Here is a 23,189-nt window from a genome sequence, read left to right as displayed (position 1 = left end):
CGGGCTCCCCCAAAGAGCCCGCCGGCCCAGAGCGGGGCCTTAGGACGTTGGTGACGCCACCATGACCGCCATCCTCAAGAAGTTCCTGACGGCGCTGACCGTGCTCCTGCTGTTCGGGCTGGTGCTCGTCCCGTCGCTGCAGATCGTCATGCGCACGCTGGGCGTGCCGTTCATCGGCTCGGAGGAGCTGACGCGCTTCCTGCTCATCTGCCTTGTCTTCACCGGCTTCCCGCTGGTGGTCGCGACCGGCGAGAACATCGTCATGGGCGAACTCAAGGCGGCCCTGCCCAAGGCCGCGCAGCGCATCGTCGATCTTGCCATTTCCGTGGCGGCGATCGCCGTCACGGCGTTCGTGGCCTACGTCACCTACCGGACGGCGTTCCAGTATCTGAGCAACGCCACGCCGACGCTGAAGATCCCCTTCTGGGTTTTCCTGTCGGCGACGTTCGTCGGGTTTGCCGGGGCGGCGCTCGTGCACCTCTGGCACCTGCGGCACCCGCCGCAGCGCGACACCAACATCTCCATCTGACCGGGCGGGGAGAATGCGCCGATGGGCATTGTCATGTTGGTGAGCTTCCTCGTCCTGTTCATCGCCGGGTTTCCGGTGGTCTACACCATCCTGCTGCCGGCCGCCGCCTACGTGCTGTGGGAGGAGCTTCCCTTCGGTCTGCTGGCGCAGCGCATCACCTACGCGCTGGACAGCTTTCCGCTGGTGGCCGTGCCGCTGTTCATCTTCGTCGGCAACCTGATGAACCTCTCGGGCATCACCGACCGCATCTTCCGCTTCGCCGACACGCTGGTCGGCCGGATCCCCGGCGGACTGGCGCAGGTCAACATCTTCTCCAGCCTGATCTTTTCCGGCATGTCCGGCGCGGCGCTGGCCGACGTCGGCGGCCTTGGCCGCATCGAGATCGCGGCGATGAAAAGGAAGGGGTTCGACCCCGCCTTCTCCGGCGCGGTGACCGGGGCGTCCGCCATCGTCGGGCCGATCTTCCCGCCCAGCATTCCGCTGATCGTCTATGGCTCGGTCACCAGCGTCTCGATCGTGCAGCTTCTCATGGCCGGCATCGTCCCGGCGCTGCTGTGCGTCGCATTCCTGATGATCACCGCGGCGGTCGTCGCGCTGTGGAAGGGCTACCCGCGCGCCGAGCGCTGGCCACGACCGCGCGAGGTCTGGCGCGACCTGCTGCCGGCGCTGCCGGCCCTGCTCGCCCCGGTGCTGATGATCGCCGGCATGCTGAGCGGTTTGTTCACCCCGACCGAGGCGGCGTCGGTGACCGTGCTCTACGTCATCGCCGTGGGCTTCCTGTACTACCGCGAGATGACCGTCGCGCACCTGATCGACGCCGCCATCGTCACCGCGCGCAACACCAGCGCCATTCTGATCATCGTCGCGGTGGCTGCGCTGTTCGGCTGGATCCTGGCGGTCGAGCAGATCCCGCAGGATGTCGCCCGGCTGCTGCTTGGCATCTCCAAGGACCCGCTGGTGCTTCTGCTGATTGTCAACGCGCTGTTCTTCGTCGCCGGCATGTTCCTGGACAGCACCACCGCCACGCTGCTGATCGTGCCGATCATCGCGCCGCCGCTGGTGGCGGCCGGCGTCGATCCGGTGCACCTGGGCATCGTCACGATCTTCAACCTGATGATCGGCCTGCTGACGCCGCCGATGGGGCTGTCGCTGTTCCTCATCAGCGACATCGCCCAGATCAGCATGCGCGCGCTGCTGAAGGCGCTGCTGCCGTTCTATGTTCCGCTGCTCGCCACGCTCGCCGTCATCACCCTCTGGGCGGACCTCACGCTGTGGCTGCCCAGCCTGCTGCGATAAGCAATTTCAAGGAGGCCCTGTTCATGCGCATCGTCATCGGATCGGACCATGCCGGCTGGAGGCTCAAGCCGACGGTTCTGGAAATCCTGAAGGCCAGGGGGCACGATGTCATCGACGTCGGCAGCCATGACGACAAGCCGGTGGATTTCCCGGACATCACCGGGCAGGTCTGCCGCCACGTCGTGGAGGGGCGGGCCGACCGTGGCCTGCTGGTCTGCGGCACCGGCGTCGGCGCCTCGATCGCCGCCAACAAGGTCGCGGGAATCCGGGCGGCGGTGTGCCACGACGTGCATTCCGCCCACCAGAGCGTCGAGCATGACGATGTCAACGTCATGTGCATCGGCGCCCAGATCGTCGGCCCCTGGCTGGCCACGGATCTGGTCGATTCCTTCCTCGGTGCGCAGTTCAACGCCACCGAGGACCATGTGCGGCGCGTCGCCAAGCTGCACGATATGGACAAGGCCCGCACAGGGGGCGGCACGGGGGGCGCTTAAAGGGGAGGGCCGGCATGATTGTCGTTTTCGGGTCCCTGAACATGGACCTTGTCATGGCCGTGCCCGCGCTGCCGAGGCCCGGCGAGACGGTGCTGTGCCCATCCTATCAGGCCTTGCCCGGCGGAAAGGGGAACAATCAGGCCGTCGCGGCGGCGCGCGCCGGGGGAACGGTGCGTCTGTTCGGCCGCGTCGGGCCGGACGGCTTCGGCGCGGCGTTGCGGGCCAATCTCGCCGCCAACGGCATTTCGGACGAGGACGTCCGTACGGCCGGGGCACCGACGGGATGCGCCACGATCATGGTCGCCCCGGACGGCGAGAACGCCATCGCCGTTGCCAGCGGCGCCAACCTCGAAGCCCGTTCCGCCGACGTCTCCGACGACGCGCTGAAGCCCGGCGGGTTTCTGGTGGCGCAGATGGAGGTTCCGGCGGAGGAGACCTGGGCGGTGCTGCGGCGGGCGAAGGCCGCCGGCATGCGCACGGTGCTCAATCTCGCGCCGGCCCCCATCCCGACACCGGCCCTGGCCACGGCGGTCCGCGAAGCCGTCGACATCCTCGTGGTCAACGAACTTGAGGCGGCAACCTTGGCGTCTGGCCTGGATGAAGGGGCCGCATCGGTGGACGCCGCCACGCTGTGCCGCCGCCTTGCGGATGCGTTGCGCGTCGTGTGCGTCATGACCCTTGGCGGCCGGGGCGTGCTGGCCTGCGACCGGGAGCGGGTCTGGGCGGTCGAGGCGCTGCCGGTTGCGGTGGTCGATACGACCGGCGCCGGCGACACCTTCACGGGCGCGCTGGCCGCCGCGCTCGATGCAGGGGAAACGCTGCCGCAGGCTCTGCGCTGGGCGGTCACGGCCGCGGCCTTGGCGTGCTGTGGCCGTGGCGCTCAAGACAGCATGCCGGCCGCCGATCGGATCCGCGCATCCCAAGCGAACCTGCCGCCAGCCCGCGAACTGTCAGGCAATTGGCGCGTTCCGAGTTGACTCCATCCGCAATCCCTCATCCTTGCCGACACGGCCGACAGTGGCTACCGGGGGGATGTCGCGGCCACCAAGGTGGGTGATGCCGGCGATTGGCGGCTGGAGATTGTCAAACGCTCCGATCAGGTCAAAGGCTTTCTCGCGCTCCCGAAGCAATGGCTGGTCGAGCGAACGCTGTCATGGCTCACGCGGTGCCGCCGCCTCGTACGTCGTGACGAGCAGTATCTCCGCACCTCCGTTGCCTTCATTCGCATCGCCACGACCCGTCTGATGCGCCGCCTCGCTCGGAAATAATCTTTCAAGACAAACTCTGACTTAAAGATGGCGGGCGAGCCGCAACACGCATAGCGCGGTTCAGTTGTGAAAGATGATTTTGATTCACTTTTGTATACTGTTAAGCAATCCGAAACTGCGGCTGAATAGGATTGGCAATTAAGCCTGCTCTTGGGGAAGTGAGCAGATAACAGCCGAGGTGGATATGCGTATTGCTGCCATAGTGAAATTTTCTTACGCCGCTACGGTAACTTTGTCTGTCCTGTCTGGTATCTGTCTCGCGCTTGCGAATGACGCTACCGATGCGGAACGGCGGGCTATGCTGGAGCGCGCGGAATACAGGCAGTTGGCCTTCGATCTCGCCAATGCGTCTGAGCATCTGACCAACGAAGCCCGCCGATATACGGTTTTCGGCGACAAACGGCACTACGACAACTATTGGCGGGAGGTGAAGGATGTCAAAACCCGTGACCGAGTGGTCCGGCGCCTTACCGAACTGGGTGCTCCTCAACGTGAACTCGATCTGATTGAGGAAGCCAAGCGAAAGTCGGACACGCTGGTCGCGGTAGAAGACGCCTCTATGAAAGCGGTGGCCGCAGGAGATTTGAGAAAGGCCCAGGAACTCATGTTCGGGCCTGACTACGACCGCGGCAAGGCAGAAATAGCGGCACCGCTTTCCCGCTTCCAGGAGTTGCTGGCGGAGCGGACGACGAAAGTGGTTGAGGAAGCACGAGATCGTGCAGGTCTGCTGGACACGTTGACTAAAATCATCATTGGGCTGACGGCACTCAGCTTTCTGGCAATTCTGTACGGTGTTCTGAGCCGTCGTGTCGTCGCTCCGTTGGTTCGTATGAGCGATATCGTTACCCGGCTTGCCAATCAGGACTACCGTGCCGACGTGCCCGATTGCGAACGCAAGGACGAAATTGGCGACACGGCAAGGGCGGTGCAGGTGCTGAAAGAAAACGGCATCGCTCGCCAGCGGCTTGAGGCTGAGCAGGCGGCCGAGCGCGAGGCTAGGGAGAGGCGCAGCGCGGCGGTCGAGCAACTGGTCCGCGGCTTCGAAGGCACGGTGTCGCGAAGCCTGCGCACGGTTGCCTCGGCGGCGACTGAGCTCGATTCGACTGCGCGGAGCATGGCCGAAATCGCCGAGCAGACCAACCGGCAGGCGACCGCCTCGGCCGCCGCGGCCGAGCAGACCTCGGCCAATGTGCAGACGGTCGCTGCGGCTACCGAGGAGATGGCTGCTTCCATCCATGAGATCAGCCGGCAGGTCGCCAGTTCCAACGAAATTGCCGTCAAAGCGGCAAGGCAAGCGCAGGAGACGACGAGTTCGGTGAGGAGCCTCGCCGATGCTGCGAGCCGGATCGGCGAGGTGGTCAAGCTGATCCAGGACATCGCCTCGCAGACCAACCTGTTGGCGCTGAACGCCACCATCGAGGCGGCACGCGCTGGTGAGGCAGGTAAGGGCTTCGCCGTCGTGGCGTCGGAGGTGAAGGCGCTGGCCAATCAGACCGGAAAGGCGACTGAGGAGATTGCCACGCAGATCATGTCCGTGCAATTGGCCACCCAAGGCACGGTGACCGCCATTGAGGGAATCGGCCAAACGATTACGACGATCAACGAGATCGCGTCGGCCATTGCCGCCGCCATTGAGGAGCAGAACGCTACAACGGGCGAGATCACTCGCAACGTGCAGCAAGCGGCGAAGGGCACCGACGAGGTGAGCACGAACGTTGTGCAGGTGAACCAAGCGGCCACACAGACCGGCACCGCAGCCACGCAGGTCTTGGGCGCCTCCAGAGAGCTGTCACAGCAAGCGGAAGCTCTGCATCGTGATGTGGAGAATTTCCTTGGTAGCATCCGGGCGGCCTGATGTCCCACACCAACCGCCTTGGACAGGAGATGGCTGAGGGAGCGTTGTCACAGGAGCCCGTAACATCCAGTGCTCGATGCCGGTAGTCTGGAGAGATGGCATGCTGCCGCGTGAGTCCCCGCTGGTCTCGCCGTGTGCTGCTACCTCCAAGCTTGGCAGCGTGGCGGCGTCTGGGCCACCTTCCATAATCAGCTGCGGGGCGATCTGCGCGAGCGCGACGTCAGAATGATTGCTTTGTGCGCAATAGGTTCCTGATGGTAGTGACACGATAACGCGGGAGAGGAATTCATCGCCATCTTCTTGCTACCCAGCTGATCCGTCCTGACGGCCCTCGCCACTGTCGCGGCTGTCGCGGACGCCACGGCTCCGGCAAACGCCGAGGAACGGTTCATCGCCGCTGCCGAGGCAAAGGGTTCCGGCGTGCAGCGCTTTTGGTGAGGTGCAACGACTTCGTCTTGACCGAGCCGAAAGCCGACGTTCGCTCCAAGGCTATGGCCCAAGCCGCTTCCTGCCGGAAGCGGTCAAAGCTCCACAATGGGTGGCCTCCTGCGTGGTCATCGCTCCCATCGGCCTTGCCCAGGGCCATTGGCCTATAGACGAAAAGGCAACGACCGCTCATCGTCTTGAGCCGACAAATGTCCACCATCCGGAGCGATCATGGTGCCCGGCTGTGCCATACCAGTTCGAACTCGGCTTTCTGTGTGTCGGTTAAGTTTCGGCTTTTTTCTCGGGTTGCTCGCCACGCAGCCCATGGCAGCGGCAGAGGACGGGTTCGTTGATTCGTCCGGGCGCCGTGTTGCCGTACCGCCCCGCGTCGAACGGGTGTTTCCCGCCGGTCCGCCCGCTTCGGTCGTCGTCTATATGCTGGCGCCCGACAAGCTGCTGGGCTGGACCCGCGCCATCAGCCCGCCGGAGCGCTCGTTCCTGCCGGAACGGTACGCCGATCTGCCGGAACTGGGGCGGCTGACCGGGCGCGGCAACACCGTCAATCTGGAAGCGGTCGTCGGCGCCCGGCCGGACATCGTCCTCGATGTCGGCAGCACGGCGCCGACCTTTGTGTCGCTCGCCGACCGCGTTCAGGAGCAGACGCGCGTGCCGACCGTGCTGATCGACGGGCATCTGGCGGATTCAGCCAAGACCTTCCGGTCGGTGGGCACGCTGCTTGGCGTGTCGGAGCAGGGAGAGCGGCTGGCCCGCTATGCCGAGGAGACACTGGCCGAGGTGCGGCGGCGCATGGAGAGCGTGCCTGCGGACCGGCGGCTGACGGTCTACATGGCGCGCGGGCCTCGCGGGTTGCAGACCGGCATTCGGGGCTCCATCAACGTCGAAGCTCTGGACGTTGCCGGGGTGCGCAACGTCGCCGCCGAAGCGCTCGGTAACGGCGGCATCGTCAATGTCTCGATGGAGCAGGTGCTCGCATGGCAACCCAATGCCATCGTCACCATCGACCGCGGCTTTTACGACAGCGTGTGGACCGATCCGCTGTGGCAGGGCGTCAAGGCGGTGCGCGAACGGCGCGTCTACCTGTCGCCGGGGCTGCCCTTCACCTGGATCGGTTCACCGCCCTCCGCCAATCGACTTCTTGGTCTGCGCTGGCTCGGCAAAGTGTTGTACCCTGACCTCTTCCCGGAAGACCTGCGCGAGGAGACGCGACGCTTCTATGCCCTCTTCTACCACCGAGAACCGGACGACCGGCAGATCGACGAACTCCTGGCCGGTTCGCGTCCGCCCGGGTGAGATGCCCTTTGCCGTGGTGCTGGGGGCCATCGTGGCCATGCTGCTGGCGGCTGTGCTTGTTGCGTTTCACGTCGGCGCCTTCCCCGTGTCGCCAGGCGAGCTTGCGTCGCTCCTGTGGGCCAAGGCGACGGGAGGTTCAGTGAGCGTTCCGCGCGCGGTGGAGACGGTGATCTGGGACATCCGGGGGCCGCGCGTGCTGGCCGCCATGCTGATCGGCGCCGGGCTCGCGGCGTCGGGTGCCGCCTACCAGGGGCTGTTCCGCAACCCGCTGGTCTCGCCGGACATCCTCGGCGTTTCATCGGGTGCGGCGCTGGGCGCGGTGCTGGGCATCTTCGCTTCGCTGCCGGTGGTCGCCATCCAGGGGCTGGCCTTCGCCGGGGGGCTCGTGGCGGTGGCGGCGGTCTACGGCCTCGCCGCCGCCGTGCGCGGGCGGGACCCGGTGCTGGTCCTTGTGCTGGGGGGCGTGGTGATCGGTTCCCTGCTGGGGTCGGGGGTGGCCCTGCTCAAGTACCTCGCGGACCCCTACAACCAGTTGCCAGCCATCACCTTCTGGCTGCTGGGCAGCCTATCGGCAGTCAACCGCGCCGATCTCGCCGCGTTGGCACCGCCGGTGGCGGTGGCGCTGGTGCCCTTGGTGCTGCTGCGCTGGCGGCTGGACGTTATGACGCTGGGTGACGAGGAGGCGACCTCGCTCGGCGTCTCGGTGCGCGCCATCCGTGCCGTTGTCATCGCGGCGGCGACGCTGATGACCGCCGCCGCCGTGTCGGTGGCCGGCATCGTCGGCTGGGTCGGGCTGCTGGTGCCGCACCTTGCACGGCTGATGGTCGGGCCGGCCTTCGTGCGCCTGCTGCCCACCGCCGTGGTGCTGGGGGCGGCCTACCTGCTGGCGGTGGACACGCTGGCGCGCGGACTTGGGCGGGTCGAATTGCCGCTGGGGGTGCTGACGGCGGTGATCGGCACGCCGGTGTTTCTCTGGCTGCTGGCCTTCGGCCGTCGAGGCTGGTCATGAGCGCGCGGCTTGCCGTCGAGGATCTGGCCTTCGGCTACGGCGAGCGAACTGTCGGGGCCAGTGTCGGCTTTGCCGTCGGGGTGGGCGAGGTGCTGTGCCTGCTCGGTCCCAACGGCAGCGGCAAGACAACGCTGTTCAAAACGATTCTCGGCCTGCTGCCCCCGCGCGGAGGCCGCATCCGCGTCGATGGCGAGGATGCCGGTGGCTGGACCCCGCGCCGCCGCGCGCTGGCCTTCGGCTATGTTCCGCAGGCCGGCGCCGGGCAGTTTTCCTTCAGCGTGAGCGAGATGGTGCTGATGGGCCGCACCGCCCACCGGGGGCCCTTCACCGCCCCCGCCGAATTGGACCACGCGGCGGCAACGGCAGCCCTGGACCGCCTCGGCATCGCGCATCTGGCCGAGCGCGACTGGCTGCGCATCAGCGGCGGCGAGCGGCAACTGGCCCTGATTGCGCGGGCGCTGGCCCAGGCGCCGCGCGTCCTGGTGCTCGACGAACCGACCGCCAGCCTCGACTTCGGCAATCAGGTGCGCGTTCTGGAGCAGGTGCGCCGGCTGGCCGACGAGGACGGCCTGGCGGTGGTGTTTTCCACCCACCATCCCGAGCAGGCCTTCGCCATCGCCGACCGCGTCGCCCTGCTGCACAACGGCCGGCTCGCCCGCCTCGGTTCGCCCGATGAGGTCATTACCGCCGCCATGATGCGGGAGGTGTACGGGACCGAGGTGGACGTGCTGACGGTCGGCGACGGCGGCATGCGTGTCTGCCTGCCGCGCACTCTGCGCCGGGGGGCGTAAGGCTCATCGGAACAGCGTCATGCCGGCCGCCGCCTTCTGCACCAGTTCGAAGTTGCACCGGCTGCTCAGCACGGCGAAGCCCGCCGACACGACATCGGGACAGAAAGCGATTGCGGTCGCGCCCGGCTTTTTGGGCCTAAAGCGGATTTCGATCCGCTCTGGACCGCGACGGCGGGCCCGGACGCCTATGCGTCCGAAGCCCGGCCGGCACATGAGGCCATATGAATCTAAAGCGAATGCAAATTCGCTTTAGTCGGCGTCGGCAAGGGCGGACGGGCTGGATGTTGATTCGGCAACTCCGGGCACAGGGTCATTCCGGGATGATCACCTGCCCCCCAGGATTATCGGTGACCGCCAAGGTCCGGAAATACTCGATCTCCGGATAGGTCCCGTAACGGGCGAGAATCCCTTCGAGCCAAGGCCCCTCGTAGAAGTGCTTGGCGTCCTCGATGCTGCTCCATTGATAGACGCCGCCGGCGGTGCCGATCTCGCTCCAGATGAACTGCTTGCGGATCAGGCCGGGCACGTCGCCGAAGCCCGGCGCGATCTTCTTGAAATGGGCGAAGCAGTCTTCCCGCGTGATGGACGCGGGAAGGCGGTAGCGGACGATGGCGGTGATCATGCGGCTCTCCGAACACTTGGCGGGGACGTCACCAGCTCGATCCCATGCCCAGCAGGTCCAGCACCTTGTGGCGCAGGTCCACCAGCACGGGGTCGTCGCGGTGGCGCGGGTAGGGGCGGTCAATGGGGATTTCGGCCGTGATGCGCGCGGGACGCTCGCTGAACACGATGACGCGCGTCGCCATCAGCAGGGCTTCCTCCACGTCGTGCGTGACGAGCAGGGCGGTGAAGCCGGCGCTCTGCCACAGCCGCACGATCTCGCCCTGCATGGCGATGCGGGTCAAACTGTCCAGCTTGCCCAGCGGTTCGTCCAGCACCAACAGGCGCGGGTCGTTGACCAGTGCGCGGGCGAGTGCCGCGCGCTGGGCCATGCCGCCGGACAGCTGGTGCGGGTAGGCCTTGGCGAAGCCGGACAGGCCGACCAGGGCCAGCGCCTCGTCCACCCGCGCGCGGTTCTGCTTCAGCAGCCCTTGCGCCTCCAGCCCCAGCGCCACGTTGTCCCACACCGTGCGCCAGGGGTAGAGCGTCGGGTCCTGGAAGACCACGACCCGCGACGGGTGCGGCCCGTCGATGGGCCGTCCGTCGGCGAGCAGGCTTCCGCCGCACGGCGGCTCTAGCCCGGCGACGAGGCGCAGCAGCGTGGACTTGCCGCAGCCGGAGGGGCCGAGCAGCGCCACGAACTCCCCCGGCTCCACGGAGAAGCTGACGTTGTCGAGGACGGGCAGGGTCTGCCCGTGCAGTTCGAAGGCGTGACTGACGTTGCGGACGGCAAGGCCGAGCCCGGCCTCATCATCCGCCTTGTGGGCGAGCGCTACCATCGCAGCAGTCCTTTCTGCCAGGCGAGCAGGTGATCGCGGATGCGGAACAGCAAGGCGACGAGACCGGAGCACAGCAGCGCCATCACCAGAAGTGCCGCGTACATGTTGCCGTAGGCGGCCCAGCCCTGCGCCCACTGGATGTACCAGCCGAGCCCGGCCTTCACGCCCAGCATCTCCGCCACCACCAGCACCGCGAAGGAACCGCCAAGGCCCATGAACAGGCCGACGAAGACGTGCGGCATGGTCGCGGGGATCGCCACCTTCAGCACCAGGAACCGCTTGTTGGCGCCCAGCGTGCGGGCGATGTCGTAGAAGGCGCTGTTGACGCCCGCCACCCCCGACAGCGTGAGGATCGTGACCGGGAAGAAGGCGGCCAGAGCCACCAGGAAGGTGCTGGCACTGGCGCTGCTTGGGAAGGCGAAGAAGGCCAGCGGCAGCCACGCGGTGGCCGGCAACGGCCCGATCAGCCGCAGCACCGGGTTCACCCAATAGCCGACCGCCCGCGACCAGCCGACCGCCACGCCGGTGATGAAGCCGGCGGCCGAGCCCAGCAGGTAGCCGGAGATCAGCAGCCACGCCGAATGCAGCACGCATTCGGCAAGGCGGGGCCAATCGTCCAGATAGACCTCCAGCAATCCCTGCGGTGGTGCAAAGAAGGGGCGCGGCAGCAGGTTCAGCTTGGCGGTCGCCACCTCCCAGGCCGCCACGCCCAGCGCCAGGGCCAGCATCCAGGGCCACGCCCGCTGCGCCCGGCGCAGCAGGGAGGCGAGCGCGAGCCCGCCCCCCACAACGGCCAGCAGGCTGGCGAGTTCGCCCGTGCGTTCCCACTCCTCCGCGTCCGGCCAAGCGGAGGTCAGCGCCGCGACGGCGAACCACGCCGCCGCAGCGCTCAATCCACCGATTACCGGCCGTAGCGATGGGGCCTCCTTGGGCAGCGCCCCCGCCTCCTCGCCAGCTGCTCCTTCAATGGCCGCCATCTCAGGCCACCACGTCCGCGTAGATCTTGTCGGCGAACTTCGCGGTGTCGAAGTTCGGCTTGAAGACCTGGATGCCCTTCAGCTCGTCGGCGTAGGAGGCCAGTTCCTTCTTCAGGTTGGCGCTGACAGGGTGGTGGTGGTGCGTCTGGCTGCGGAGCTGCGCCACCAAGTCCTCAATGCTGGTCTTGGGCGAGTACTGCTGGTAGGCCTTGGCCGCTTCCTCCGGGTGGTGGACGGTGTAGTCCTGCGCCTCGAACACCGCCTTGACCAGCGCGGCAGCCGCCGCCTTGTCCTCGCGCAGCAGGCTGCCGCGCACGCCGATGACGCAGCAGGTGCGGTTGACGTACTCGCCGGTCAGGTTGGTGGCGATCTCCACGAGATTGCCGGACTTCAGGAAGGCGTAGGTGACCGGGTCCCAGTGGGCGACGGCCTGTGCCTCGCCCTTTTCGACGGCGACGGCCAGCAGGTCGCCGGGGAACACGCGCCAGTCCACATCCTTGTTCGGGTCGATTCCCTGCTTGGAGAACAGGATCGAGAAGAAGTGCTTGGCCGGGCTGGACAGGTCGGCGACGGCGATGGTCTTGCCCTTCAGCCCCTTCAGGTCGGTGATGCCGCCGGACTTCGCCGCCAGCAGGCGCATGCAGCCGCCGTGCACGCCAGCCGCGATCTTCACATCGAAGCCCTGCTCCAGCGGCTTCAGCCAGCGCAGCGCCATGCCGTGACCGACGTCCGCCTTGCCGGAGGCGATGGCCTCCAGAAGGCTTTCGGTGGTGCCGGCGAAGTTCACGAATTCCACGTTCAGGCCGTGCTTGGCGAAGAAGCCCTTGTGCTGCGCGACCGCGACCGGCGCGCCGCAGACCGCGCCCGTGTTCCAGGCGAGCTTCAACGTCTTCGTCACCGTCGGAGCGTTGGCCACCGCCAGACGCGGCGCCAGACCGGTCAGAGGAAAGGCGGCGCCGACCGCCGCCGCGCCGATCAGAAGACCACGCCGGGACACCGCCGCCGGACGGTTGCCCTGTCGAAACTCCACCATGATCCAATTCCCTCGTGTGTGCCGAGCCCTATTAGCGACTGGGCGTTGTTGAAATTGCTGTCTTCTTCATGAAAGCACACACTTGCAGCGCATTGTCAATTGCGGGTGTAGGCTTTTGTGCGGCCTCGGGCGGCTGTATAACAAAATGAATTAGTATTATTTTTTCCAATAAATCTACTTTTTAGGTAGATTGATGTTGACAGCCTGGATCACGCTTGGTGTGATTGGGGCACGCAGTTTGGACAGACCCCTTTCGGGAGACCCCGATGACAGCGACCATGAAGCACCTGCTTGTGGCCGCAACGGCCGCGCTCGGCCTTGCGACCGCCACCTCCGCCACGGCTCTTGCCGCCGACCGCACGGTGACCATCGGCTACCAGACCACGGTCGATCCCGCGAAGGTCGCGCAGGCCGATGGCGTCTACGAGAAGACCACCGGCTGGACGATCAACTGGCGCAAGTTCGACAGTGGCGCCGACGTGATCGCCGCCATCGCGTCGGGCGACGTGCAGATCGGCTATGTTGGGTCGAGCCCGCTGGCCGCCGCCGCCAGCCGTGAGCTGCCCATCGAAACCATCCTGGTCGCCGCCCAGATCGGCGAGGCCGAGGCCCTGGTCGTGCGCAACGGCGCCGGCATCAAGGAACCGAAGGACCTTGTCGGCAAGAAGGTCGCGGTGCCCTTCGTCTCGACCACCCACTACAGCCTGCTGGCCGCGCTGAAGCATTGGGGGATCGCGCCCAAGCAGGTGCAGATCCTGAACCTGCGCCCGCCGGAGATCGCCGCCGCTTGGGCGCGCGGCGACATCGACGCGGCCTATGTGTGGGACCCGGCGCTGGGCAAGGCGAAGGAGACGGGCAAGGTGCAGGTCACCTCGTCCGAGGTGGCAAAGTGGGGTGCCCCGACCTTCGACGCCTGGATCGCCCGCAAGGACTTCAGCGCCGCCAATCCCGACGTGGTGAAGGGCTTCGTCCGCGTCACCAGCGACGCCTATGCCACCTACCGCCAGAACCCGGCCGCCTGGGCCGGCAAGGCCGAGAACGTCCAGAAGGTCGTCAAGCTGACCGGCGCCAAGGCCGAGGAGGTGCCGGAACTTCTGACCGGCAACCACTTCCCGCTGCCGGACGAGCAGGCATCACCCGCTCTGCTGGGCGGCGGCACCGCCAAGGCCATCGCCGAGACCGCCGCCTTCCTGAAGGAACAGGGCAAGGTCGAGCGTGTGCTGCCCGACTACGGCGCCTACGTCCAGCCGCGCTTCGTCAAGGACAGTGTAGCGGCGAAGTAGATCCGCATCGGGCCCCCACCCCGACCCTCCCCCACCTGACGGCGGGGGAGGGAGACGAAAAGGCCCTCCCCCGTGCGCAGCATGGGGGAGGGTTGGGTGGGGGCCCACCGCAGCGCTTCAAACATCCCGCCGGAGATCCTCCATGCCCACCCTGAGCGTCCTCGATGCAACCGTGCGCTTTCCGTCCCCCGCCGGGGGGACGGTCACCGCGCTCGACCGGGTGTCGGTCGCGGTGGAACCGGGGGGCTTCGTCGTGGCGCTGGGGGCGTCGGGTTGCGGCAAGACCACCTTGCTGAACCTGATGGCCGGCTTTCTGCCTCCCACGTCCGGACGGGTAGCCCTGGGCACGGCCCTCGTCACCGGGCCAGGGGCGGAGCGCGGCGTGGTGTTTCAGAACGACGCGCTTTTCCCCTGGCTCAGTGTCCTCGACAACGTGGCCTTCGGGCTGCGGCTGAAGGGAATGCTCAAGGCGGAGCGGCAGGAGAGGGCGCGCGCCGTGCTCGACCTCGTCGGGCTAGGGGGCTTTGCCGGGCACCGCGTCTGGCAGCTATCGGGCGGCATGCGCCAGCGCGTCGGGTTGGCCCGCGCGCTGACCGCCGACCCGGAGGTGCTGCTGATGGACGAGCCGCTGGGCGCGCTCGACGCTATGACGCGCGAACAGATGCAGGAACTGATCCTGGAGGTCTGGGCGCGCACCGGCAAAAGCATCTTCCTCATCACCCATGGCATTGAGGAGGCGGTGTTCCTGGCGACCCGGCTGCTGGTCATGTCGCCGCGCCCCGGCCGGATCACCGCAACGCTCGACCTTGATTTCGGCCGGCGGGTGGCGTCCGGGGAGCCCGCGCGGGCCGTGAAGTCCGATCCCGCCTTCATCGCGGCGCGCGAACGCGTCCGCGACCTCGTCTTCGCCGCCGCCGGGGAGTGACGCCATGTCCGAAATCGAAGCGCTTCTCTATGGCCTTGCTTCGCCCGACGGCGGGAGGGAGGCGCCGCACCGCTCCTGCCCGCTATCCCCAACGGCGCGGGCCGCCCTTCTCACCGTGGCGCTGATGCTGGGAGGCTGGTGGGCGGCATCGCACTTCGGCCTTGTGCCGCCGCTGTTCCTGCCGTCGCCCGAGGCGGTCGCGGGCCAAGCGGTGCGGGTGTGGACGGAGGGCTTCGTCGATTCCACCCTGGCCGAGCATCTCGGCGCCAGCCTGGGGCGCGTGTTCGCCGCACTCCTGTTCGCCATCCTGACGGCGGTCCCCGCCGGCCTTGCGCTGGGCCTGAGTCCGCTGGCGCGCGGCGTGCTGGAACCGGTGATCGAGTTCTACCGACCGATCCCGCCGCTGGCCTATCTGCCGCTGATCGTCATCTGGTTCGGCATCGGCGAGGGCTCGAAGGTTCTGCTCATCTACCTCGCCATCTTCGCGCCCATCGCCATCGCGACGGCGGCCGGCGTGCGCTCCGTCGATGCGGAGCGGGTGAACGCCGCCCGCTCGCTGGGCGCCACCCGGTTTCAGGTGGTTGGCCTCGTCGTCCTGCCCAGCGCCCTGCCGGACATTCTGACCGGCGTGCGCATCGGCCTTGGGGCCGGCTGGTCCACGCTGGTCGCGGCGGAGCTGGTGGCGGCAACGCGCGGCCTCGGCTTCATGGTCCAGTCGGCCGCTCAGTTCCTCGTCACCGACGTGGTGGTGCTGGGAATCCTCGTCATCGCCGCCGTGGCCTTCGCGCTGGAACTGCTGGTGCGGCTCTTTCAACGGATTTTCGTGCCCTGGCAGGGGCGCCAATAAACCTTCCTAAAGGGGGATTTCACATGCCAGATGTTGCGCTTCCCACCCTGACCATCGCCCCCATCAGCCCGTCCATCGGCGCCCGCGTGACGGGGATCGACCTGACCCGCCCGCTGTCCGAGAACAGCTTCGCGGCGCTGGAGCGGGCGCTGGTTACGCACCACGTGCTGTTCTTCGAGAACCAGCCGCTCAACCCCCGCCAGCAGCGCGACTTCGCCGCCCGCTTCGGCGACCTGCACATCCACCCGGTCTACCCGAACGTGCCGGAGCAGCCCGAGATCATGGTGCTGGACACCGGGTCGCACAACCCGACGGACAACGACGTCTGGCACACCGACGTCACCTTCATCGAGACGCCGCCGGCCATCGTCGCCCTGTCCGGAAAGATCATCCCGCCGCAGGGCGGCGACACGGTGTGGGCGAGCAACGTCGCCGCTTACGAGGCGCTGTCCGCCCCCATCCGCCGGCTGCTGGAACCGTTGCGGGCGGTGCACGACTTTACCAAGGCCTTCCCGGAATGGCGGCACACCGGCCCGGCCATCCATGAACGCTGGCGCGAAGCGCGCGACAAACACCCGCCGCTGACCCATCCGGTGATCCGCACCCACCCGGTGTCCGGCGCCAAGGCTCTGTTCGTCAGCGAGAACTTCACCACCCGCATCCTCGGCCTGACGGAGAAGGAAAGCGCCAGCATTCTTGGCTTCCTCTTCGACCACATCGCCCGGCCGGAATTCACCGTGCGCTGGCAGTGGAAGCCGGACGATCTGGCGATCTGGGACAACCGCTCGACCCAGCATTACGCGGTCAACGACTACCTGCCGCACCGGCGCGTCATGCACCGCGCCACCGTGCTCGGCGACCGCCCCTACTGACCCCTGCGACGAGGAGACGAGGAATGGCTTTCGGTAAGATTCGCGGGGCGTGGCTCGGCCTCGCCGTGGCTCTGGGGGCGGCGCTGGCGCCGGGCGCCTCGCGCGCCGAGGTGCCGGAGCTGAAGATCGGCATCCAGTACGGCCTCGGCTATCTGCCGCTGATGATTGCCAAGAACCAGCAGCTGATCGAGAAGTACGCCGAGGCGCGCGGGGCCGGGAAGGTCAAGGTCAGCTGGCAGGTGCTGAGCGGCGGGGTGGCGCTGAACGACGCGCTGCTCAGCGGCAACGCCCACATCGTGGCCGCCGGCATCTCGCCGCTGCTGACCATCTGGGACAAAACGCGCGGCGGGCTGAACGTCAAGGCGCTGGCCGGGCTCGACTCCTCGGCCTATTGGGTGAACAGCAACAACCCGAACGTCCGCAGCATCCGCGACCTGACGGAGAAGGACCGCATCGCAGTTCCGGCGGTGAAGATCTCCATCAACTCCGTCGTGTTGCAGATCGCGGCGGAGAAGGAGTTCGGGCCGGGTCATCATTACGACCTGGAGCCGCTGACGGTGACGCTCAGCCCGCCGGAGGCCACCGCCGCGCTGGTGTCCGGCAAGACCGAGATCACCGGGCACATCACCACGCCGACCTACGGCACGATCCAGTTGGCCTCCCCAAACGTCCACCATATCCTGAATTCGCGCGACGTGATCGGCGAGGCGACGCTGGTCCTGGCCTACGCTACTTCGAAATTCTACGAGGAGAACCCCAAGGTCGTCGCCGCCGTGGTGGACGCGCTGCGCGACGGCTTCGCCCTGATCGCGCGCGACAAGGCCGAGTCCGCGCGCATCTACCTTGCCGAGGAATCCAGCAAGCTGAGCCACGAGGACGTGGTGAAGCTGCTGAACAACCCGGACATCAGCTACTCGCTGGTCCCGCACAACACCGGCGTGATCGCCGACTTCATGCATCGGGTCGGCTCCCTGAAGAACAAGCCGGAGTCCTGGAAGGACTACGTGTTCCCGATCCTGCACGGCGAGTCCGGCAGCTAATCCAAGCTTTCATTCTCCCCCTTCCTCACCAACAGGAGATTGGTCGATGAGCGTTTCCACCCCCTCCGCTCTGGACATCAAGCCGATCAACGGCAACATCGGCGCCGAAGTGCGCGGCGTCCAACTGTCGGGCGACCTGCACCCGGCGACGCTGAAGGCGATCCAGGACGCGGTGTACGAGCACAAGGTGATCTTCGTCCGCGACCAGCACCACATCGATGACGCCCAGCAGGAGGCCTTCGGCCGTCTTTGGGGTGATTTGGTCGGCCATCCGACGGTGCCTTCGCTGGGCGGGACGCAGGCGATCTTCGACGTGGACGGCTCGCGCGGGGAGCGCGCCAGCTCCTGGCACGCGGACATCACCTTCGTCGACGCCTATCCCAGTATCAGCATCCTGCGCCCGCATGTGCTGCCGGACAGGGGCGGGGACACGCTGTGGGGCAACACGGTCGCGGCCTATAAGGAACTGCCGGAGGCGCTGCGCGACTTCGCCGACAAGATTTGGGCCATTCACACCAACCAGTACGACTATGCCGGCGACCGCGTCACCGTGCGGGAGGACGGGCTGAAGCGCTTCAAGGAGGTCTTCACCTCCACTGTCTACGAGACGGAGCATCCGCTGGTCGCGGTGCACCCGGTCACCGGCGAACGCACGCTGATCGTCGGCCATTTCCTGCAACGGTTGAAAGGCTTCACCACGTCGGACAGCCAACGGTTGATCGGCATCTTCAACGACCATGCGACCCGGCCGGAGAACACGGTGCGCTGGCACTGGTCGCCGGGTGACGTGGCGATCTGGGACAACCGGGCCACCATCCACCGCGCCGTGGATGACTACGGCGATCGCCCGCGCGTCGTCCGCCGCACTACGGTGGCCGGCGAACCGGCCGTCAGCGTGGACGGGCGCCGGAGCGTGACGCGCGTTCTCGGCAAGAAACCGAGCCTCGCGGCCTGAGGCGACCTGCGGCGGCGGTGCGGGGTCCCACGCCTCCCGTACCGCCACCGTGCCAACGTCTGCGCCAAACCGGGAGCTGAGACGATGAACGCGCTGACCTCTCTGGACGTTGTGGACACCGACAAGGTTTCCGAACGCCCGCTGCTGGACGTGTCCGGCGTCACCTTGCAGTACAAGACGCGCCGGCACCTCGTCACCGCCACCTACCGGGTCGATTTCCAGGTGTTCCAGGCGGAACGCTACGTGCTGCTGGGGCCGTCGGGCTGCGGCAAGTCCTCGCTGCTGAAGGCGGTGGGCGGTTTCCTCCAGCCGGTCGCGGGCGCGATCCGGCTGAACGGCCGCGCGGTGAAGGGGCCGGGACCCGACCGCATGATGGTGTTCCAGGAGTTCGACCAACTGCCGCCGTGGAAGACGGTCAAGCAGAACGTCATGTTCCCGCTGCTCGCCAGCGGCAAGGCGTCGCGCCGGGAAGCGGAGGAAAAGGCGCTGGACTGTATCGCCAAGGTGAACCTGTCCAAGTTCGCCGACGTCCATCCGCACATGCTCTCAGGCGGTATGAAGCAGCGGGTCGCCATCGCGCGGGCCATGGCGATGGAGCCGGACATCCTGCTGATGGACGAGCCCTTCGCGGCACTCGACGCGCTGACCCGCCGCAAGATGCAGGAGGAGTTGCTTCAGCTCTGGGACGAGGTGCGTTTCACTGTCCTGTTCGTCACCCACTCCATCGAGGAGGCGCTGGTGGTCGGCTCGCGCATCCTCGTGCTGTCGCCGCACCCCGGACAGGTGAAGGCGGAGCTGAACTGCGACGGCTACGACCATTTCGCCGTCGGCAGTCCGGAGTTCCAGGCCACCGCCAACCGCATTCACACCATGCTGTTCGCGGACCAAGTTGAAAATGACCGGGTCGAGGAGGTGCGCGCATGACCGACCTTGCCATTTCCTCGCGCATCCAGCGCGAGCCGCCCCGGCGACCCGAGTACGAGCGTAAGGTGGTGACCACCGGCCCCATCGGCGACGCCGCCCGCCCGCTGTCCCCTTGGGAGCGGCTGAGCAACGTCACGGCGCTGCGCCGCCTGCTGGTGCTGGCCCTGGTGGCGGCGCTGTGGGAGGGGGCGGCCACGTGGCAGAACAACCCGCTGATGTTCCCGACCTTCAGCGCCACGATAGCGGCGCTGTGGGACGGAATCTGGCGGGAAAACCTGCTGTCCATGGTCTGGGTGTCGCTGTCGGTCCTGCTGAAGGGCTATGCCATCGCCGTGGTGCTGGCGGTGGTGTTGACCAGCTTCGCCGTGTCCACGCGCATCGGCAACGACGTGCTATCCACGCTGACTTCCATGTTCAACCCGCTGCCGGCCATCGCCCTTTTGCCCATCGCCATGCTGTGGTTCGGCCTAGGGGCGGTCAGCCTGACCTTCGTGCTGGTGCACGCGGTGCTGTGGCCGCTGGCGCTGAACACGCACGCCGGCTTCACCTCGGTGTCGGAGACGCTGCGCATGGCCGGGCGCAATTACGGCCTGACGGGCATCCGCTACGTCGTCACCATGCTGATCCCGGCGGCCCTTCCGGCCATCCTGACCGGACTGAAGGTTGGTTGGGCCTTCGCGTGGCGCACCCTGATCGCGGCGGAGCTGGTGTTCGGCGTGTCGTCGGGCAAGGGCGGGCTCGGCTGGTTCATCTTCCAAAACCGCAACGAGCTGTCCATCGACAAGGTTTTCGCCGGCCTTGTCACCGTCATCCTGATCGGCCTGCTGGTCGAGAACGTCGTCTTCCGCTGGATCGAAACACACACGGTGCGCAAGTGGGGAATGGTTCGCTGATACTTTCCCTGTGCCTTCGGTCCGGTCCTAAAGAGGCTTGCCGCTTCAATCCGTTGCCTTCTTCAACAGGCCCACCGCCCAAGTCTACGCGGCAACATCCAAAATCGCGACGGCGCCCGCGTTCTCCTGTTGCTGATGGTCGTGGCATTATCCAGCGTCTTGCGCCTGCGGGCCGATGGCGGTCAGGGGGGCAAACTCGTCGCCTGGGTCTCCAACTTAACGATGAACGAATTGAGGGCCGCAGCATGACACGAACCCATTTTGCTCCGCCCGGCCCGCTGGGGTTCGGCGGAGCGCCGCTCGGCAACATGTTTGACGTCGTCTCGGACGAGACGGCAGAAGCCGCGCTGGTGGCCGCCTGGGAAACGGGCGTTCGTCACTTCGACACGGCGCCCCATTACGGAAACGGTCTTTCCGAGCACCGCTTCGGAAACGTGCTGCGCCGGTATCCCCGCGAGGAGTTCACGCTTTCGACGAAGGTCGGCCGGGTTCTCAGGGCGGACCCGAGCGTCACGGCCAACGGGCCGTTCGTGAGCACCCTACCGTTCCGTGGCGACTATGACTACACCTACGACGGAACGATGCGCTCGATCGAGGACAGCTATCAGCGGCTGGGCCTTGCTCAGATTGATGTCGTCTACATCCATGATCTCGCCGCCGATCATCATGGCCCCGCCTGGGAAGAGCTGTTCGATGTGGCGATGAACGGCGCGGCCAAGGCGCTGATCCGCCTGCGGGACGAGGGCGTCATCAAAGGTTGGGGCATGGGCGTCAACCTCACCGAGCCCTGCGAGCGTGCGTTGGAGCGATCGGACCCCGACGTTTTCCTGCTCGCCGGGCGCTACAGCCTGCTCAATCAGCCGGCGCTGGCGCGGCTGTTCCCGATGTGCGCCGAGCGCGGCGTGCACGTTGTCGTCGGAGGGCCTTATAATTCCGGCCTTCTGGCGGGCGGGAAGACCTTCGAGTACCAGGAGGCTCCGCCCGAGATGATCGCCAAGCGCGATCGGCTGGCCGCCGTGTGCGCGCGCTTCGGCGTGGACCTCCGCTCCGCCGCACTGCAGTTCTGCACCGCCCATCCTGTCGTCGCCGCGATCATCCCAGGCGCCAAGCATCCCGATAAGGTGCGGGACAATGCTCGCCTGATGACCGCAGAGATCCCGGACATGCTCTGGCAAGAGCTGCGCGCTGAGGGATTGATCCCCCCTGAAGCGTCAGTTCTGGAGGCGCGGATATGAGCCGCCTTCACCCCTCCATCGCTGCGGGGCGCGTTGCCGTGATTACGGGAGCCGCGAGCGGCATCGGTCTTGCCGCCGCGCAGCGTCTGACGGAGGCGGGCATGCGGATCGTCCTCGCCGATCACGCGGCGGAGGCCCTTGAAGCCGCGGCCGAGCAGGTCCGGGGGCAAGGCGCGGAGGTCTTGGCCGTCCGAACCGATGTAAGCGATCAGAACGCCGTTGCCGCGCTCAAGGCCCAGGCGAGCGCCTTCGGTCCCGTTTCCTTCCTCATGAACAATGCGGGGCGCGAGGGCGGTGGCGGCCTTTTGGCCGGCGCCGACGTGTGGGAACGAACGATCGCGACAAACTTGATGGGGCCGCTCTACGGAATTCAGGCGTTTGTTCCCGACATGCTCCGCGCGGACTGGCCCTGCGCCGTGGTCAACACCGGGTCCAAACAGGGCATCACCCTTCCGCCCGGCGATACGGCTTACAACGTCAGCAAGGCCGGGTTGAAGGCGCTCACCGAATCCCTTGCGCATGACCTGCTGCAAACCGGTGGCCGTGTGTCGGCGCACCTCCTGATCCCGGGCTTCACCTTTACGGGTTTCACCCGCGCGCGCGGCGTTGCGGAGAAACCGCCCGGTGCCTGGACCCCGGAACAGGTAATCGAATACATGCTCCCCGCCATGGCCGCGGGGGACTTCTATATCCTCTGCCCCGACAACGAGGTAACGCCCGACATGGATAAGAAGAGGATCGCTTGGTCCGCTGGCGATATTATCGAGAATCGTCCGGCCCTGTCGCGTTGGCACCCTGAATTTTCGGAGGCGTTCAAGGCGCATATGGAAGGGGGCCAGCCGTAAGACCGGCTTTGTCGGCCCTGGCGGGGCGGTAGGTTCCGTAGCTGCGTCTGCAATGGGTTTCCAGTCGACCTCAGTCGATGCTGAGACGCGGCGAGGTGCATCACCGTGTTGCAGAAGGGGAGGGCGCTCCGAGGCTGCGACTGGGGCCACGTGTCGCCGAAAGCCGCCCCTCCCGATGAACAAAGGGAGCGTGGCGGCGCACTCCGTGCCCATCCGCCGCGCCTCTCGGGTGCGCGGTTATTTTCCCCGCGACCTTTGGGCGAAGGCGGTGAAGCCCCGCAGGAACGATCGCAACTGCTCTTCCACCTTCGTGTCTGAGACTGTGCCGTCCTCGCCGAAGATCGTGTGCGCCCGCGAGACCAGCAGGCGACCGTCACTCCACAGTTCGGTACCGAGCGTGCGCAGAACTGGAAGCCAAGCGTTCTGGCTCAGGATGGTGCCGAAGCCACCAGGCGAGGCTCCCATCAGCGCAACGGGCTTCCCGCCGAAAACCCGGGGGATGTCGGCCGGCGGCCGGGACAGCCAGTCGATCGCGTTCTTGAACACGCCGGGGATCGAGTTGTTGTACTCGGGCGTGACGAGCAGCAACCCGTCGGCGGCCGCGATGGCGTCCTTCAGCTCCACCACCGGCTGCGGAATTCCTTCGGCGGCCTCGAGATCCCCGTCGTAAAGCGGTATGCTGCGGATGCTGGCTATGGTCAGGGTCGCGCCATCCGGCATCGCAGCGGCGGCCGCCTTCAGCAAAGCGGTGTTGAGCGAACCTCGGCGGAGACTGCCCGATAATCCGATCAGTGTGGTCATCCGCGCCTCCATGGTCATGCGATCAGCTAACGTTGGCAATATGGCTGCTGCGGCGCGGCCGTCAAAGGTGGGCCGCCGCGCATTCCCACCGAGGGGATGGACGCCGAGGCGCAAACCTCCACCTTGTTCCCCGAGTCCGCT

Annotated in this window: 24 protein-coding genes; 19 read left to right on the top strand and 5 right to left on the bottom strand. The window is 66.8% G+C overall.

Annotated elements, in window-relative coordinates; translation table 11 throughout:
- Positions 1 to 61: 61 nt before the first annotated feature.
- The 9 genes from J2852_RS28355 (at position 62) to J2852_RS28315 (ending at position 8,979) form a co-directional block, all read left to right on the top strand.
- Complete coding sequence (locus J2852_RS28355; RefSeq protein WP_209882174.1) at positions 62 to 529, top strand: TRAP transporter small permease; 468 nt, start codon at positions 62 to 64, stop codon at positions 527 to 529.
- Between the two features lie 21 nt (positions 530 to 550).
- Positions 551 to 1,825 carry a TRAP transporter large permease gene (locus J2852_RS28350; RefSeq protein WP_209882172.1) on the top strand — a complete coding sequence of 425 codons (1,275 nt, stop codon included), beginning with the start codon at positions 551 to 553 and terminating at the stop codon, positions 1,823 to 1,825.
- A gap of 23 nt (positions 1,826 to 1,848) precedes the next feature.
- Positions 1,849 to 2,319 (top strand): ribose 5-phosphate isomerase B, encoded by a 471-nt coding sequence (rpiB, locus tag J2852_RS28345; RefSeq protein WP_209882170.1) that lies wholly within the window; start codon positions 1,849 to 1,851, stop codon positions 2,317 to 2,319.
- A gap of 14 nt (positions 2,320 to 2,333) precedes the next feature.
- Positions 2,334 to 3,296 (top strand): ribokinase, encoded by a 963-nt coding sequence (locus J2852_RS28340; protein WP_211112371.1) that lies wholly within the window; start codon positions 2,334 to 2,336, stop codon positions 3,294 to 3,296.
- Positions 3,297 to 3,314: 18 nt separating this feature from the next.
- Complete coding sequence (locus J2852_RS32450; protein ID WP_425514408.1) at positions 3,315 to 3,587, top strand: transposase; 273 nt, start codon at positions 3,315 to 3,317, stop codon at positions 3,585 to 3,587.
- Between the two features lie 298 nt (positions 3,588 to 3,885).
- Positions 3,886 to 5,442 carry a methyl-accepting chemotaxis protein gene (locus J2852_RS28330; RefSeq protein WP_246500047.1) on the top strand — a complete coding sequence of 519 codons (1,557 nt, stop codon included), beginning with the start codon at positions 3,886 to 3,888 and terminating at the stop codon, positions 5,440 to 5,442.
- Between the two features lie 750 nt (positions 5,443 to 6,192).
- Complete coding sequence (locus J2852_RS28325) at positions 6,193 to 7,179, top strand: iron ABC transporter substrate-binding protein (RefSeq protein ID WP_209882165.1); 987 nt, start codon at positions 6,193 to 6,195, stop codon at positions 7,177 to 7,179.
- Position 7,180: 1 nt separating this feature from the next.
- Positions 7,181 to 8,188, top strand: a complete 1,008-nt coding sequence (locus tag J2852_RS28320; protein WP_211112370.1) for a FecCD family ABC transporter permease — start codon at positions 7,181 to 7,183, stop codon at positions 8,186 to 8,188.
- A complete protein-coding gene (locus J2852_RS28315; protein ID WP_209882163.1) occupies positions 8,185 to 8,979 on the top strand; it encodes an ABC transporter ATP-binding protein in 795 nt (264 codons plus the stop codon). The genes J2852_RS28320 and J2852_RS28315 overlap by 4 nt, the downstream gene beginning before the upstream one ends.
- Positions 8,980 to 9,289: 310 nt before the next feature.
- On the opposite strand, the gene J2852_RS28310 is transcribed toward J2852_RS28315, so the two are convergent.
- The 4 genes from J2852_RS28310 to J2852_RS28295 are packed head-to-tail and all read right to left on the bottom strand — an operon-like array spanning position 9,290 to position 12,428.
- Positions 9,290 to 9,601, bottom strand: a complete 312-nt coding sequence (locus J2852_RS28310; RefSeq protein ID WP_209882161.1) for a hypothetical protein — start codon at positions 9,599 to 9,601, stop codon at positions 9,290 to 9,292.
- A 28-nt stretch (positions 9,602 to 9,629) separates the two neighbouring features.
- On the bottom strand, positions 9,630 to 10,418 hold the full coding sequence (locus J2852_RS28305; RefSeq protein WP_209882159.1) for an ABC transporter ATP-binding protein: 789 nt from the start codon (positions 10,416 to 10,418) through the stop codon (positions 9,630 to 9,632).
- Positions 10,412 to 11,395: an ABC transporter permease gene (locus tag J2852_RS28300; RefSeq protein ID WP_209882157.1), complete on the bottom strand. Its 984-nt coding sequence runs from the start codon at positions 11,393 to 11,395 to the stop codon at positions 10,412 to 10,414. The genes J2852_RS28305 and J2852_RS28300 overlap by 7 nt, the downstream gene beginning before the upstream one ends.
- Before the next feature lies 1 nt (position 11,396).
- Entirely contained in the window at positions 11,397 to 12,428 is a 1,032-nt protein-coding gene (locus tag J2852_RS28295; protein WP_209882155.1) for an ABC transporter substrate-binding protein, read from the bottom strand.
- A gap of 266 nt (positions 12,429 to 12,694) precedes the next feature.
- Between J2852_RS28295 and tauA the strand changes: the two genes are divergently transcribed.
- From tauA to J2852_RS28245, 10 genes are all read left to right on the top strand, one after another.
- The gene (gene tauA / locus J2852_RS28290) at positions 12,695 to 13,711 is read left to right on the top strand and encodes a taurine ABC transporter substrate-binding protein (protein ID WP_209882154.1); all 1,017 of its coding nucleotides are present in this window, start codon (positions 12,695 to 12,697) and stop codon (positions 13,709 to 13,711) included.
- A gap of 142 nt (positions 13,712 to 13,853) precedes the next feature.
- Positions 13,854 to 14,636: a taurine ABC transporter ATP-binding protein gene (locus tag J2852_RS28285; RefSeq protein ID WP_209882152.1), complete on the top strand. Its 783-nt coding sequence runs from the start codon at positions 13,854 to 13,856 to the stop codon at positions 14,634 to 14,636.
- Positions 14,637 to 14,640: 4 nt separating this feature from the next.
- Positions 14,641 to 15,483 (top strand): taurine ABC transporter permease TauC, encoded by an 843-nt coding sequence (tauC, locus tag J2852_RS28280; protein ID WP_209882150.1) that lies wholly within the window; start codon positions 14,641 to 14,643, stop codon positions 15,481 to 15,483.
- Positions 15,484 to 15,506: 23 nt separating this feature from the next.
- Positions 15,507 to 16,355, top strand: coding sequence for a taurine dioxygenase (gene tauD / locus J2852_RS28275; protein ID WP_209882148.1), 849 nt, complete (start codon positions 15,507 to 15,509; stop codon positions 16,353 to 16,355).
- A 23-nt stretch (positions 16,356 to 16,378) separates the two neighbouring features.
- Positions 16,379 to 17,395, top strand: coding sequence for an ABC transporter substrate-binding protein (locus tag J2852_RS28270; RefSeq protein ID WP_209882146.1), 1,017 nt, complete (start codon positions 16,379 to 16,381; stop codon positions 17,393 to 17,395).
- 46 nt (positions 17,396 to 17,441) lie between these two features.
- Positions 17,442 to 18,350 (top strand): TauD/TfdA dioxygenase family protein, encoded by a 909-nt coding sequence (locus J2852_RS28265; protein ID WP_209882144.1) that lies wholly within the window; start codon positions 17,442 to 17,444, stop codon positions 18,348 to 18,350.
- A gap of 84 nt (positions 18,351 to 18,434) precedes the next feature.
- The gene (locus J2852_RS28260; RefSeq protein ID WP_209882143.1) at positions 18,435 to 19,274 is read left to right on the top strand and encodes an ABC transporter ATP-binding protein; all 840 of its coding nucleotides are present in this window, start codon (positions 18,435 to 18,437) and stop codon (positions 19,272 to 19,274) included.
- The gene (locus tag J2852_RS28255) at positions 19,271 to 20,167 is read left to right on the top strand and encodes an ABC transporter permease (RefSeq protein ID WP_209882141.1); all 897 of its coding nucleotides are present in this window, start codon (positions 19,271 to 19,273) and stop codon (positions 20,165 to 20,167) included. The genes J2852_RS28260 and J2852_RS28255 overlap by 4 nt, the downstream gene beginning before the upstream one ends.
- A gap of 245 nt (positions 20,168 to 20,412) precedes the next feature.
- Positions 20,413 to 21,402, top strand: coding sequence for an aldo/keto reductase (locus tag J2852_RS28250; RefSeq protein WP_209882139.1), 990 nt, complete (start codon positions 20,413 to 20,415; stop codon positions 21,400 to 21,402).
- Positions 21,399 to 22,247 (top strand): SDR family NAD(P)-dependent oxidoreductase, encoded by an 849-nt coding sequence (locus J2852_RS28245; RefSeq protein ID WP_209882137.1) that lies wholly within the window; start codon positions 21,399 to 21,401, stop codon positions 22,245 to 22,247. Before J2852_RS28250 ends, J2852_RS28245 begins: the two co-directional genes overlap by 4 nt.
- 237 nt (positions 22,248 to 22,484) lie before the next feature.
- Here J2852_RS28245 and J2852_RS28240 read toward each other — a convergent pair whose 3' ends face one another.
- Positions 22,485 to 23,048, bottom strand: coding sequence for an NADPH-dependent FMN reductase (locus J2852_RS28240; RefSeq protein WP_209882135.1), 564 nt, complete (start codon positions 23,046 to 23,048; stop codon positions 22,485 to 22,487).
- Positions 23,049 to 23,189: the final 141 nt, after the last annotated feature.

The sequence above is a fragment of the Azospirillum soli genome, assembly GCF_017876165.1.
GTDB lineage: Bacteria > Pseudomonadota > Alphaproteobacteria > Azospirillales > Azospirillaceae > Azospirillum > Azospirillum soli.
The sequence above is the reverse complement of the archived record's forward strand: the minus strand, read 5'-3'. Positions and strand labels throughout refer to the sequence as shown.